General features: G+C 63.0%; 11 protein-coding genes. 1 reads left to right on the top strand and 10 read right to left on the bottom strand.

Going from position 1 to position 13815, the window contains the following annotated elements:
- The first annotated feature begins 8 nt into the window (after positions 1-8).
- The gene (locus tag HMPREF2635_RS07555) at positions 9-1112 is read left to right on the top strand and encodes an isochorismate synthase (RefSeq protein WP_049156504.1); all 1104 of its coding nucleotides are present in this window, start codon (positions 9-11) and stop codon (positions 1110-1112) included.
- An 8-nt stretch (positions 1113-1120) separates the two neighbouring features.
- On the opposite strand, the gene HMPREF2635_RS07550 is transcribed toward HMPREF2635_RS07555, so the two are convergent.
- The 10 genes from HMPREF2635_RS07550 to HMPREF2635_RS07505 form a co-directional block, all read right to left on the bottom strand.
- The gene (locus tag HMPREF2635_RS07550; protein ID WP_010186887.1) at positions 1121-1930 is read right to left on the bottom strand and encodes a fumarylacetoacetate hydrolase family protein; all 810 of its coding nucleotides are present in this window, start codon (positions 1928-1930) and stop codon (positions 1121-1123) included.
- A gap of 80 nt (positions 1931-2010) precedes the next feature.
- Entirely contained in the window at positions 2011-2628 is a 618-nt protein-coding gene (locus tag HMPREF2635_RS07545; protein ID WP_046648110.1) for an exonuclease domain-containing protein, read from the bottom strand.
- Positions 2629-4497, bottom strand: coding sequence for a DUF294 nucleotidyltransferase-like domain-containing protein (locus HMPREF2635_RS07540; protein ID WP_070821516.1), 1869 nt, complete (start codon positions 4495-4497; stop codon positions 2629-2631).
- A 17-nt stretch (positions 4498-4514) separates the two neighbouring features.
- Complete coding sequence (locus HMPREF2635_RS07535) at positions 4515-5534, bottom strand: 3-isopropylmalate dehydrogenase (protein WP_046648108.1); 1020 nt, start codon at positions 5532-5534, stop codon at positions 4515-4517.
- A 136-nt stretch (positions 5535-5670) separates the two neighbouring features.
- Positions 5671-7257 carry a phosphoglycerate dehydrogenase gene (serA, locus tag HMPREF2635_RS07530; protein ID WP_070681140.1) on the bottom strand — a complete coding sequence of 529 codons (1587 nt, stop codon included), beginning with the start codon at positions 7255-7257 and terminating at the stop codon, positions 5671-5673.
- Positions 7258-7301: 44 nt separating this feature from the next.
- Positions 7302-8186, bottom strand: coding sequence for a hypothetical protein (locus HMPREF2635_RS07525; RefSeq protein WP_070821515.1), 885 nt, complete (start codon positions 8184-8186; stop codon positions 7302-7304).
- A gap of 28 nt (positions 8187-8214) precedes the next feature.
- Entirely contained in the window at positions 8215-10008 is a 1794-nt protein-coding gene (locus HMPREF2635_RS07520) for a GmrSD restriction endonuclease domain-containing protein (RefSeq protein WP_070511653.1), read from the bottom strand.
- Positions 10009-10140: 132 nt separating this feature from the next.
- Entirely contained in the window at positions 10141-11154 is a 1014-nt protein-coding gene (ilvC, locus tag HMPREF2635_RS07515) for a ketol-acid reductoisomerase (protein ID WP_049156493.1), read from the bottom strand.
- A 109-nt stretch (positions 11155-11263) separates the two neighbouring features.
- Entirely contained in the window at positions 11264-11779 is a 516-nt protein-coding gene (ilvN, locus tag HMPREF2635_RS07510; protein ID WP_070821514.1) for an acetolactate synthase small subunit, read from the bottom strand.
- A 5-nt stretch (positions 11780-11784) separates the two neighbouring features.
- Positions 11785-13605, bottom strand: a complete 1821-nt coding sequence (locus HMPREF2635_RS07505; protein ID WP_070754709.1) for an acetolactate synthase large subunit — start codon at positions 13603-13605, stop codon at positions 11785-11787.
- Between the last annotated feature and the right edge of the window lie 210 nt (positions 13606-13815).

Here is a 13815-nt window from a genome sequence, read left to right as displayed (position 1 = left end):
TATTCCTTATGTGTGAAAACAGACCCTCCACCGCCCCCGACTTCCTCCTGTCCCGCGCGACGGGGTCTGTGCGTACCCAAGGTTCGGCTGCGACCTTCAGCGATGTCGATGCCGCCGTAGCCGAGCTGCGTGCCGGCACGGTCCCGATGATCGTCGGAGCGCTTCCCTTCCACAAGGGAGATCCGGCCGCCTTGACAGTCCCGCGCAGCATTATCCGCGAGGACGGCCCGCTCGAGCCACATGCCTATTACCGCAGCGGCACGCTCAACGCGCGGGTTACCGGTTTCGATCCGGAACCGGAGGAACACCTTCGCCGCATTGAAGCAGCCATCGCCACGATCGAGGCGTCGAAGTTGGACAAGGTAGTCCTCGCCCGCGCCGTTGACATTGAGTTCCACGCCCCTGTCGATCCGCTCCTCGTCGCCGCACGGCTGATCGACCTATCCTCCCATCGCGATGGTTTCATCGCCGACCTCACCCCGGCGGGGCGACCCGGAGCGATGCTCGTGGGCTCTTCCCCGGAGGTGCTCATCAAGAAGCAGGGTTCAACAGTCACGGCCTTCCCCTTGGCCGGATCCGCGCCCCGGCAGTCGGATAAAGCACGCGACATCATGGCAGGTCAGGACCTGCACAATTCCGAGAAGGATTTGCGCGAGCACGCTTTCGTGGTAGATCACATCCGCCGTATTCTGCAGCCTTTGTGCGAGACCCTCGATGCTCCCACGTCCCCGCAGCTCACCTCCACCAATGAGATGTGGCATCTGGGCACCCCGATTGCGGGAACCCTCAAGGATTCTGACATCACTGCGCTCGAGTTGGCCGAGTTGGTCTACCCCACCCCTGCTATTTGTGGCACCCCCACGGAGGCCGCACAAGCGCTGATCGAAACCGCTGAAACCGATCGCGGCTTCTACGCCGGCGCGGTGGGCTGGTGCGATGATTCCGGCGACGGCGAATACATGGTAGCCATCCGGTGCGCCGAGGTGGCCGGCGATGGCCTCTCCGCCCGCGCGTGGGCAGGCGGAGGAATCGTCGTGGACTCCGACCCGACGGCCGAACTTCAGGAAACCACGGCTAAGCTGCGCACCATCTTGCGCGCGCTCAACCTTTAGAGCAGCATCTAAGCGCGCTCAATCGGGTTGGCCAGGCTGCCCACGCCGGGGATCTCAATTTCGATGGTATCGCCCGGCACCATCGGTGCCGTGCCAGCCGGGGAACCCGTAGTGATGACATCGCCCGGCAGAAGCGTGTAGGACTGCGAGATCTCAGCGATGATGTGGCCCATCTTCACAATCATCTGATCCGTATTGGAATCCTGCTTCTGCTCACGCTTGCCATCGTGCGTGAGGTAGGCGTTAATCTTCTGGTCATCGAGATTGATGCAGTCCAGGTCCGTCTCAATCCACGGGCCCAGCGGGCAGAAGGTGTCGATGCCCTTCGCGCGCGCCCACTGGCCATCCTGGAACTGCAGGTCACGCGAAGAAACATCGTTACAAATGGTGTAGCCGACGACGTGGTCGCGCCACTTCTCTGGGTCGATATTCTTCGAGACCTTGGAGATCACGACGGCGAGCTCACCCTCGAACTCCACGTTGGTGGCGAACTCCGGAATCTTGATGGGCGCACCCGGGCCAATGACCGCGGTGGAAGGCTTGATGAAGATCGTCGGCGGCAGGTGCTCGGCAGACTCCTTGAAGACCTCCGCCACGTGGTCGGCGTAGTTGCGGCCGAGCGCTACGACCTTGGTCGGCAGGGTCGGCGCCAACAAGCGCACCTCACTCAGCGGCCACTCGCGGCCAGTGGGCTCCGGCGGCGTAAACGGTGTGCCGGAAATTTCCTTGGCCACCAGCTGATCCAGCGGGGCGTCGGCGGGACCATCGATGATGGCAAAACAGATACCTTCGGTGTGAGCAATTCGTCCTAAACGCATAACGGCCATACTACTCGCAAGGATTTTTAACACACGATCAGGGGTCTGCAGTAAAGGTTGCAAAGGAAGCGTTGTCTATCTCAGCGCTGGACGACGTCCCCCAGGGTCACCGCTCGCGTGCTCCCCCGCTGCGCTAGGTATAGCTCTGCGCAAGCCAGGGCGTCGCTGAGCGCATTGTGGCTGCCATAGCGCGGCAGACCATAGCGCTCACGGACTCGGGGAAGGCGTAGGTCCTCGCCGCGCGGGTAGGTGCCCATGCGCTCCATGTGGCGCCGCTCCAACGCAAAGGTATCCACCACGCTCAGCCGCGGGCGCTCTCCGAACACCGCGCGCGATGCCGCCTCAATGAATCCCACCTCCAGCGCTGAGAAGTGTGCGAGCAACGCGCGTCCCTGCACCGCCTGGCGCAACTGCTCCATGGCGCTCTCCAGCTCCTCTCCGGCGTCGATGACGTTTTGGGTCAGCAGGTGGACATGCGAGTCGTCGGCCACCTGCGCACCGCGCACCACGATATAGCCAGCACCGGATAAGTCGATGGTTCTGCCATTAACCGGAACCCAGCCAATAGAGACGATCTTCCCCGTGCGGGGGTTAAGGCTGGTCGTCTCCATGTCCACGGCCAACAAGCCCACGTCATCAAGGGGTGTGGTGCGCGGGGGCGCGCCCCAGTCCGCCCGGCGGCTCCAGCGATTCCACATCTAGATATTCCTCACCGGGTATTTGGTCGCGAGGGCATTCTGCATCGACTTGATCGCCCGGAAGGCATCGCGCAGGTGCTCGCGTTCCATGCGCCCCAGGCTCTTGGGGCCGATGTTGTAATTGGGCTGCTGTCCCTCGCGCAGCTGGTGGGCTTGGTGTTGGAAGGAGAGGGAGCGTAGGTAATCAAAGGCGTCGAGAAGCTCCTGCGCCCCCTGGTGGCTCACCGCGTTACCGGCGGCTTCTCTGAGACGCTGGCGGGTATCCACCACCGTCGAGCCGGAAGCCAAGGCGAAGAGCCGGGCCATCTGCACGATTCCGGCGGTCCCGCCCTTCTTAATGTCGAGGGTGTTAGCGTAGTCGCCATCGCGTTCCACCACCAGCCCTCTGAAGAAGGTCAGCGGCGGCTCGCGGCGCGCTGCCAAGCTGGCCAGGTGCGCGTGCAAGCGAGTTGCGCCCTTACCCATTTCTACGGCAGCAGTGTGAACTTCCCGGCCCAGCTCCTCGCTGCCATAGAGGACACGGAAATCGAAGAAGATCTGTGCGTTGAGCAGAGCCTCCGGTTGGGGCTCCCGGATCCACCTACGGAAGGTATCGATCCAGTGGGTCCGGGTCATCCGCCATTCTTCGTTCATCGCCATCATGTTGCCGGGGCAGAGAACTTGGCCGGCGTCGGCAAGCCCCTGGCAGACGAAGGAGCTCATCCGCGCGAAGTAGTCGCCGTGCACCGCGGCATCGTAGTCATCAGCGAGAACCAGAGCATTGTCCTGATCCGAGGCAAGCGCCATTTCCCGGCGGCCCTGCGAACCGACGGCCACGAAGGCATACTCGACCGGCGGGGGTCCAAGTTCCTCCTCGGCTAGCGTGCACAGGCGGCGAGCCACGGCATCAGCGGCGAGCGTGACCAGGCTGGAGGCTTCCGCCGGGGTGGAGCCGCGCTCCACGTAACGCCCGGCCAGGCGCGTGGCTTCCTGAAAAGCGCCACGAAGCTCAGCGGCACTGCTGCGCCGTGAGAGATCCGCGGTGAGGTAAAGCGGGTCGTTATGGAGCAGGCGCGTAACGTCCGACTGCGTGACGATGCCCTGCAATGCGCCCTCGGTGACCACCGGCAGGTGGTGGATGCCTCGTTCGGCCATGTGCAGCAGCGCCTCCATGGCGGGGGCATCGGCAGATACCGTCAGCGGGTTGGGCGTCATGATCTCCCCCACCGCCTGGCCAGGATCGCGGTGAACGGCGAGCACGCGGGAACGCAGATCGCGGTCCGTCACGATGCCCTTAAGGCGGGTGCCGTTCTGGTTCCCGGGCTCCACGACGAGGAGCGAGGACACACTCCGGTCAGTCATCATGCCAGCGGCTTCCGCGATCGTGGTGGTGGGCGGAGCGGTGAGCACGTCGGTGCGGATAAGGTCCTGCAGCGGCGTGCGGAGAACATCCGTCGGTGCGGAATCGGACAGCTCGCGGGCTGCTGCTCGGATCTGGCGCGACTTGGCCGAAAAGAACCGTGCGATGTCTGGGTTGCGTTGGGCGCACTCGCTAAAAGCGTGCTGCGGCAGGGTGAAGACCAGACTGTCTTCGACCGCGACCATCTCATAGACGGAAACCGGCTCACCCTGCAGCGTGGAATAGCCAAAGGTCAGCCCGGGTTCGCGCCGATCGAGAAGGACGCCATCCTCTCCCAGAACATCTATTGCCCCGGTGCGGATGATGTGTAGGAACGCGTTCTCCTCCCCGAGCCGGACGGGGACATCCCCGCGGCGCAGGTAGATCATGCTCAGCTGTGCAGACAGCGCGGTGAGCTCTTCCTCCGGCAGGCGGGAGAAAGGCTCGTGCTGGGCGAGGAAACTAGTGACCTCGTCTATTTCGACGCTCATGCGCCAACCATACAGTGCTAGGCGCGCAGCGCGGAGGCGATTCGGTCACCAATTTCGGTAGTCTTCGGCTGCGCATCCCCGCGGGAGGAGACGTCGGCAGCAACGGCCTCCTCGATGCGCACAGCGTTGTCCTCGTCGCCGAGGTGGCGCAGTAGCATCGCGGCCGAGAGGATCGCCGCGGTCGGGTCCGCAATCCCTTTGCCCGCAATGTCCGGGGCAGAACCGTGGACAGGCTCGAACATGGAGGGATTCGCACCGGAGGCGTCAATGTTTCCGGAGGCGGCTAAGCCGATGCCACCGGTAACAGCACCGGCCAGGTCAGTCAGGATGTCACCAAAGAGGTTGTCGGTCACGATGACGTCGTAGCGCGCGGGATCGGTGACCATGTAGATGGTTGCGGCATCGATGTGGTTGTAGTCCACGGTGACCTCCGGAAACTCCTGTGCCACCTCGTTCACGGTGCGCTGCCACAGCCCGCCGGCATTGACCAAAACGTTGGTCTTGTGCACCAGCGTGACGTGCTTGCGGCGGGACATCGCACGCTGGAAGGCATCGCGCACCACGCGCTCAACGCCGTAGCGGGTGTTCTGGGAAACCTCCGAGGCCACCTCGTGCTCAGTGCCTTCGCGCAGCGTGCCGCCGTTTCCGCAGTACAGACCTTCGGTGCCCTCACGGACAACGACGAAGTCGATATCGCCCGGGTTTGCCAGAGGCGAGGTAGACGTCGGGTACAACTTGGAGGGGCGCAGGTTAACGTGGTGGTCGAGCGCAAAACGCATCTTCAGCAGCAGGCCGCGCTCCAAGACGCCGGGCGGAACCTCACCCGGGGCGCCAATCGCACCGAGCAGGATGGCGTCGTGCTCGCGCAGGGAGGCCAGGTCGGCGTCGGTAAGCAGCTCTCCGTTGCGCAGGTAGCGTCGAGCACCCAGGTCATAGTCGGTCACCTCGATGTCCTCGCGCACCGCGCGCAGAACCTTGAGCGCTTCCGCGGTTACCTCGGGGCCAATGCCGTCGCCGCCAATCACTGCAAGTTTCATTTTGTGGGATTCCTTTCTCACATATTGGATACTTGAGAGAGTACCACCCTCGTGCCCTCCATGAAGCCGAAACCCCCTGAAGAACCATGGCTGGCTCTGCAGGGGGGCGGTGGACTCCACTCAGGTGCGGTGTGGATTAAACATCCAAATCGAGCTGGTGGCAGGTAGCCCCCAGCGCCGAGTTGATCTCCTCGACGAGCTCCTCTGGCACCTCGCGCTCGACGCGCAGAATGAGCACAGCGTCGGAGGCGTCCTTACCCTGGGTCAAGGCGGCGGCGACAATGTTGATGCCGGCAGAGCCCAGCTTGGTACCCACGGTACCCAGCGCGCCCGGGGCATCCTTGTAGGAGAAGAAGAGGTTGCGGCCGGTAGCGCGCATATCGACGCCGCGGCCGTTGATGCGGATAATCTTCTCCACCCCGTCAATGCCGGTCAAGGCACCGGTCAGCTGCGATACCTTGCCGTTGGGGCCAATCACCCTGACGCGCACCGAAGAACGGTGGCCCTTCGACTCCACGTTGGTCTTCACGTCCACGGTCACTCCGCGGCTTTCGGCGATCTTCATTGCGTTAACGAAGGTGACAGCCTCCGAGACCACGCCGGAAAACAGTCCGCGAACAGCAGACAGACCAAGAGCCGAGACATCCTCGTTAGCCAGCTCACCGCAGGCCTCGACTTCCACGGCAACCGGCGCTGCATCCAGCAGGTTGCCGGCTACCAGGCCCAGCTTGCGGGTCAGGTCCAACCAGCCGGCGACCTCCTCGCCGACCCGTCCGCCTTCAACGTTGACGGCATCCGCGACGAACTCGCCGGCCAGCGCCTTCAGCACGGAGGCGGCGACGTCGGTACCGGCGCGGTCCTGCGCTTCGACCGTGGATGCACCCAAGTGCGGGGACACGGTAACTTGCGGAAGCTCAAACAGCGGGGAGTCCGTGCAGGGCTCGGAAGCATAGACATCGAAGCCTGCACCGCGGTGGTGGCCGGACTTGATGGAGGCAGCCAGGGCTGCTTCATCGACGAGGCCGCCGCGGGCGGCGTTAATGATGATCTGGCCCTTCTTGGCCTGCGCCAAAAGCTCGGCATCGAACATGCCGGCGGTCTCCGGGGTCTTGGGCAGGTGGATCGTCACAAAGTCAGAGCGGGACATGAGCTCCTCAAGGCTCACCAGCTCCACGCCCAGCGCCGCCGCACGGGCCGGGTTGGCATAAGGATCGTGCGCGATGATGGTGGTCTCAAAGGCCGCCAGGCGCTGGGCAAAGAGCTGGCCGATGTGGCCGAAGCCCACGATGCCGATGGTCTTGCCATAGATCTCGACGCCTTTGAAGGACGAGCGCTTCCACTCGCCTTGGCGAAGAGACTGATCCGCCGCCGGCACCTGGCGCGCGGTGGCCAGGAGCAAGGCGATGGCCTGCTCGCAGGCGGAGTGGATGTTGGAGGTCGGTGCGTTGACAACCATGACTCCACGCTCGGTGGCGGCTGGGATGTCAACGTTGTCCAAGCCAACGCCGGCACGGCCGACGATCTTCAGGTTCTCTGCGGCGGCCAAAACCTCCGCATCCACGGTCGTGGCGGAGCGGACGAGGAGCGCATCGGCCTCAGGCACTGCGGCGAGAAGTTCCTCGCGGTTTGGGCCATCAACCCAGCGAACCTCAACGGTGTCCCCGAGGGCATCAACTGTGGATTCGGCAAGCTTATCGGCGATAAGTACGACCGGCTTCGACATAACTTCCTTTACTAGTCAGAATTGGAGATGCCGAGAAGTGTAGTTTATTCTTTCCAGCCCTGAGTGATTTTATGCGTGAATTCTGTCACTGAACCGAATTCCGGTCCGAGGGCCACGATAGGCCCCTCCGATAGCCCTGCGGTTATCGCCGCGCCGGCCTTCGTCGCCGACGGATCTGGCTCGGTCATGACGAAGACCGTGCCACCGTAGGCGGTGGCGTTGACCACGTTGGCTAGGGGGCTTTCCGCGGTCGCCACAATCACCGGCGCCATTTGTGCGTCGCGGCGCGCCTGGGCCGGAATGGCCGGCATCTTTTCCTTCGTTATGTGCTGCGGCAGGGGCTCCCAGGCGGCCTTGAGCTCCGTTTTCGTAGAGGAATCCAAGCGTGCAATGTTGTCAACCATGCGCTCACGGCTCATGACCACCTTCGACGTGAAGCGAAAAGCGGTGTACTCCCCCAGCGCCTTGGTGTTTCCTGGGTCATGGATAACTTCAAGTTGCCCGTTCTGGCTGGCCCACGGAACGTTACCGATAACGAGGAGCTGGTCTACGTCGAGATCAGTGAGCAGCTGTGAAATCTGCGGGCGAATCGACGCATCGTACGTCACCATGGGCACGCGCTGCGACACGCTCAACGTCGCCGCGCGCAGGGCCGCGGCATCCGTCTCTTCGGCGAGGATCAGCGTATTGCTCTCCTTGAAGAACAAGCGCGCAGAGTCTATGCCCCAGCGGTCCCCCACCACGGTGACCTCGTTGGCGAATTGGGGGTCGATAAGCCGCAAGCGGTTCTCCTCGCTCGCGCGGGCCAGGTCGATGTCCGCTTCGGGGAGGGCGGTGATGTCCTGCGTGAGGATCGGCTCGCCCCGCCCCAGCGAGGAACAGCCCGCAGCGCCCAGGGCCGTCACGACTAGTAGCAGCGCTACAGGCACGACCTGTAGCGCACGTGGAGAAGGAACCTTAACGCGCAAAGGCCTGCGGGCCCTCCTCGCCGCCGGAAAGGTTCGCCTCATCCACGTCGCGCACCACCTGCTTGTTGAGTGCATATTCGACGATGCCGACAAAGCGCTCGCGGCGATCGGCGAAGAACTGGTGCGCGGTCTTCGCAGTCAGCAGCTCCGGATCTAAGTCGTGGGAGGCCAACACACTATCGAACTCGGCATCCTCCATGATCGACTTTGACTGCACGCGCGGCAGGTAGCGCTCGGGCGAATGCCCGTCCAGAACCACCTCGGTGCGCTTGCCCATCGGTGTGCGGTTGAGCACGGAGTTCGCCAGCACGCCGCTGATACCGTGGCGCTCGCACCAGCGAAGCGGGAAGACCGGGAAGAATCCCGGCTGCAGCTCCTCGAAGCTATGGCGGTTGAAGGCGCGCCCCGTCCGCCAATCCTTGGCGCCGCGGGCCATGAGCAGAGCGTAGAGGCCGTGCCATACGCCGTCGTTCTCCCCCACGGACAGCAAGCGGGACTCGCGGAAGGAAGCATCGCGCACCGTCTTCGGAACGCTCTCGGTATCGCCGGCAACCCAGCTGGTCACCTCGTCGACATCACGGGCAGCGCGCAGCTTGACGGCCGAGGAGCCGTAAAGCTCACCGAAGACACCGCTCCAGAACCACTGGTTGAGGCGGTCCCAGGCGTCTTGGGTAGATAGCACGCCCTTCTTCTCAGCCAGACGTGCCAGGATGACCGCCAGCGGGATAATCTGCTCGGAATAGGGAACCTGCTCCAGGGACAGGATGCAACGCTCAGCCAAGAACTCGGCGACCTCACGGAAGGTAATCACGAGGGTCTCCGCGGCCTTGCGGTATTCAGCGAGCGTCAGTTGCAGGATGTCTTCGCGCTGACCACCAGCGTTGCCCTTCTCCCCCGACACCAGCAAAGACACGGCCGAGAGGAACTCGTTGCGGCCAATGCCGTCGAGCGCCGGGAAGGAACGCAGCTGCTTCTCGACGGCCGCCCAATCCTCCGCCAGGTGGAAGTCCGGGTCTTCGGAGGCAAAGACAGCCGTGAGCAGATCGAAGACATCCATCTGCAGACCAGCCGAATTTACCTGCGCAAAGATCGAGCCGATACCGGCGCTTGCCGTCTCCCGGGAGAGGCGGATCATCGGCACGGTGTAGCCGGACAGCGGGCGCAGGATGCGGTTGTTGAAGGCTGCAACCACATCACGGGTGGCACCATCGTTGGCGGCTGCGAGCTCGAAGAGCATGCTGGTGCCTTCCTCGCTCAACAGGGCTGAGACCGGGATGCAGCACTCTTCGATTGCGGCTTCGCGGTTGTTCAAGGAACCTTCGATATCCGGCGCGAAGTGGGAGCGCAGCTCGCCATGCTGGTTGACGGCGAAGACGGCCTCGTCCGGCATGATGTCCTCCGAGGTCGCTATGCGCAGGTCCACGTAGTACTTGCGGGAGACCTTCTTGGAACGAAAATCAGTGGTATCGACGAAGCCCTCGCCGCGGAAGCAGTGATACAAGGTGGTAAGGCGCTGCTGCCCATCAAGCAAGAGCAGGCCCGGGTTCACCCCGGTATCCGGAGCCCCAGCCAATGGGCGGGGGCGAAAGCGCATGGTTTCGTTGCGGGTATCCAAGGCCATAAATGCGCCGAGCGGGTAGCCGCGCAAGACGGTGACGATCAGCGATCTAATGCGGTCCTCATCCCAGGAATAAGAGCGCTGGAAGTCAGGCAGCTGAATATCACCGCGATCGATGCGAGCGAAAAGGTCATTAAGGTCATAACTTGGCGTAGAGAAACCCATGGCCTCGAGCCTACCGCCAAATGTGGGAACGTGCCCGTTTGTGCGCGAACATCACATTGCGGGCACCAAGCCCCGGGTAATGAAAAATCCCGCCAGCCGGTGGCCAGCGGGATTACTCAGATCCAGTGCGATTTATGCAGTTGCATCCAGCGGGTTCTTGACCCAGCTCATAAGATCGCGCAGCTTCTCACCAGTCTTCTCGATCTCGTGATCGTTGTAGCTGGCGCGCAGCTCCTCGAGCTCCTTGTTGCCGCCCTCAACGTTGGCGATCAGGCGCTTGGTGAAGGTTCCGTCCTGAATGTCGGACAGGATGTCCTTCATGCGCTGCTTGGTGTCAGCGTCGATGACGCGCGGACCGGAAATGTAGCCGCCGAACTCTGCGGTATCGGAGACCGAGTAGTTCATGTTCTTGATGCCGCCCTCGAACATGAGGTCAACGATGAGCTTCAGCTCGTGCAGGCACTCGAAGTAGGCCATCTCCGGCTCGTAACCGGCTTCCACCAGCACCTCGAAACCGACCTTCACGAGCTCCTCGGTACCACCGCACAGAACGGCCTGCTCACCGAAGAGGTCGGTGACGGTCTCGGCTTCGAAGGTGGTCGGGATAACGCCGGCGCGGGCACCGCCGATGGCCGCGGCATAAGACAGGGTCAGCTCGCGGCCCTCGCCCTTCGGATCCTGCTGGGTCGCGATCAGGCAGGGCACGCCCTTGCCGTCGACGAACTGGCGGCGGACCAGGTGGCCCGGGCCCTTCGGCGCAACCATACCGATGGTGATGTTCTCCGCCGGCTTGATCAGTTCGAAGTGAATGTTGAGGCCGTGGCCGAAGAACAGAGCATTGCCGTCCTCCAGGTTTGGCTCAATGTCCTCGGCGAAGATGGTCGCCTGGGACGTATCCGGGGCTAGCAGCATGATGACGTCAGCCCACTTGGACGCCTCAGCGTTGCTCAGGACCTTAAAGCCAGCCTCTTCCGCCTTCTCGCGGGACTTGGAACCCTCGCGCAGGCCGATCGCCACCTCAACGCCAGAGTCACGCAGGTTCATTGCGTGGGCGTGGCCCTGGGAGCCATAGCCAATGATGGCGACCTTGCGGCCCTGGATGATGGACAGGTCGGCATCGGAATCGTACAGAGTCTCAATAGCCATGTTGTTGTTCCTTCTCTCTGTGGTTCGTTGTCACTACTCAGTGAATAGTGACGTGGTCTACTGAATTTGTATCACATTTTGGGACAAGATGCCCACAATGTGAGATTATTTATTTGCTCGGTGCCATCGCCTTCGGGCCACGCCCCAGCGCGACGTTTCCGGACTGCACCAGCTCACGGATACCGAAGGGCTCGAGGACGTCGAGAAGCGCCTGCAGCTTGCCCGGCGTACCGGTGGCCTCCACCACCACGGACTCCGGCGATACGTCCACGATGCGGGCGCGGAAGATGTTCACCGAGTCGACCACCTGGGGGCGGTTCGAGTTATCCGCGGCCACCTTGACCAGCATGATGGCGCGGGCAATGGTGTTTTCTTCCTCCAGCTCCACCACCTTGAGCACCGGAACAATCTTGTTGAGCTGCTTCGTCACCTGCTCGATGACAACCTCGGAGGCGTCCACAACGATGGTCAGGCGGTTGATCCCCTCGGTTTCGGTCCGCGCGGAGACCAGCGAGATGAGGTTGTAGCCGCGGCGGGTAAACATACCGGTCACGCGGGAGATGATGCCCTCAATGTCCTGGACCCGCACGGACAGGATGTGTCGGGTGATGTCGTCTTTAGCCATTGTTCTTAGGCCTCCTCGAGGGATTCGTGAATGTCGGCCGGATCCTCGGCCGCGGACTCGTTTTCATCAAACAGCGGGCGCAGGCCCAGGGCGTACTGAATTTCCTCATTGGAGGCGCCGCCACCAATCATCGGCCACACCTGGGCATCCTGGCCCACGATGAAATCAATGACCACCGGGCGGTCATTGATTGAGCGCGCGCGCTCAATCGCGGGGCCAATCTCTTCTGCCGTGGTGACGCGAATGGACTCGCACCCCAGGGCCTCGCTGAGCTTGACGAAGTCCGGGACGTACTCATCGTGCTCACGCAGCTTGGTATGGGAGTACTTGTTCTCATAGAAGAGCGTCTGCCACTGGCGCACCATGCCCAGGTTTCCGTTATTAATGACAGCCACCTTGATGGGGAATCCCTCCACCGCGGCGGTGGTGAGCTCTTGGTTGGTCATCTGGAAGCAGCCATCGCCGTCAATCGCCCAAACCTCACGCTCCGGGCATGCGGCCTTAGCGCCCAGCGCTGCGGGTACGGCGTAGCCCATCGTGCCGGCACCGCCGGAGTTGATCCAGCTGCGCGGGTGCTCGAAGTCGAGGAACTGTGCCGACCACATCTGGTGCTGGCCGACGCCCGCGCAGTAGATAGCCTCCGGCCCCACGATGGAGCTGAGCTGCTGGATGACCTCCTGCGGATTGAGCAGCCCGTCCGACGTCGGCTCGAAACCGCGCGGGTAGCGGCGCTGCAAATCTCCCAGGTACTCCATCCAGTCACCGAGGTTCGGGGCGTCCAACTCCGCGTCATTGGCATAAGCCTTGGTCAGGCGCAGAAGCACCTCGCGGGCATCACCCACGATGGGAACAGCTACCTCACGGATCTTGCCGATCTCGGCCGGGTCGATGTCGGCGTGGATGACCTCGGCGTGCGGAGCAAAGGTATCGGTATCACCGGTCACGCGGTCATCGAAGCGCGCGCCCACGGCGATGATAAGATCCGCGCGCTGCAGCGCCGCCACCGCCGGCACCGTGCCGTGCATGCCGGGCATGCCCATGTGCTGCGGGTGGTTATCCGGGAAGGCGCCGAGCGCCATGAGGGTGGTCACCACCGGGATGCCGGTCAGCTCAGCAAACTCGCGCAGCTCGCGGGAAGCCTCCGCCTTAATGACGCCGCCGCCAACATAGAGCACTGGGCGTTCCGCGCGAGCAATGCGCCGAACAGCCTGCGTGATCTGGCGCGGGTGCGGGGTCGTGGTGGGCTTATACCCCGGCAGGTCCGGCATGACTGGGCCGGAGTACTCCATCAGGGCGTTCTGGACATCCTTCGGGATATCCACGAGGACCGGGCCCGGCCGTCCGGTGGACGCCAGGTGGAACGCGGCAGCAATAGCTCCCGGGATGTCCTCTGCCTTGGTGACGATGAAGTTGTGCTTCGTAATCGGCATGGTCACACCGCGGATATCGGCCTCCTGGAAGGCGTCGGTGCCCAGCAAGGAGCTGCCCACCTGACCGGTGATGGCCACGACCGGCACGGAGTCCAGGTTGGCGTCCGCCAGCGGGGTCACCAGGTTGGTAGCACCCGGACCGGAGGTGGCAATCATGACGCCTACCTTTCCGGATGCCTGGGCATAACCTTCGGCGGCGTGGCCGGCCCCCTGCTCGTGGCGGGTGAGCACGTGGCGCAGCTTCGTGGATTCAAAGAGGGCGTCGTACAGCGGAAGCACGGCGCCGCCCGGAATGCCGAAGACAAGCTCGGTGCCCAAATCTTCGAGGGTACGGACAATGGCGTGTGCGCCCGTGATGCGCTCGGGCGCCCGCTGTGGCGGAGTGGAAGCTGTCACGGTTGTTGTGCTCCTTCAGTGGGGATGGATATCGGAGAGATCATCCAACTAATAACGCCCCCGCTGTCCTTCCTGGGTGTGAAGGTAACGGGGGCGCTTGCTGGTCGACGTCACTAGTGGACTCGCTACGGCTCGCGCCGCCCGGGTACTACTACGAGGTGAAGTCGAATAATGATCATGGGCTAAACTGTACACTGATAGAAACGCCAC

This window comes from Corynebacterium sp. HMSC035E02 (assembly GCF_001836065.1).
GTDB classification, from domain to species: domain Bacteria; phylum Actinomycetota; class Actinomycetes; order Mycobacteriales; family Mycobacteriaceae; genus Corynebacterium; species Corynebacterium hiratae.
Note: the sequence above shows the minus strand (reverse complement) of the source record. Positions and strands in the feature narration are given on the sequence as shown.

Coding starts and splice junctions, on each gene's coding strand:
- HMPREF2635_RS07555 (WP_049156504.1), top strand. CDS start 9: ATGTGTGAAAACAGACCCTCCACCGCCCCCGACTTCCTCCTGTCCCGC.
- HMPREF2635_RS07550 (WP_010186887.1), bottom strand. CDS start 1,930: ATGCGTTTAGGACGAATTGCTCACACCGAAGGTATCTGTTTTGCCATC.
- HMPREF2635_RS07545 (WP_046648110.1), bottom strand. CDS start 2,628: ATGTGGAATCGCTGGAGCCGCCGGGCGGACTGGGGCGCGCCCCCGCGC.
- HMPREF2635_RS07540 (WP_070821516.1), bottom strand. CDS start 4,497: ATGAGCGTCGAAATAGACGAGGTCACTAGTTTCCTCGCCCAGCACGAG.
- HMPREF2635_RS07535 (WP_046648108.1), bottom strand. CDS start 5,534: ATGAAACTTGCAGTGATTGGCGGCGACGGCATTGGCCCCGAGGTAACC.
- serA (WP_070681140.1), bottom strand. CDS start 7,257: ATGTCGAAGCCGGTCGTACTTATCGCCGATAAGCTTGCCGAATCCACA.
- HMPREF2635_RS07520 (WP_070511653.1), bottom strand. CDS start 10,008: ATGGGTTTCTCTACGCCAAGTTATGACCTTAATGACCTTTTCGCTCGC.
- ilvC (WP_049156493.1), bottom strand. CDS start 11,154: ATGGCTATTGAGACTCTGTACGATTCCGATGCCGACCTGTCCATCATC.
- ilvN (WP_070821514.1), bottom strand. CDS start 11,779: ATGGCTAAAGACGACATCACCCGACACATCCTGTCCGTGCGGGTCCAG.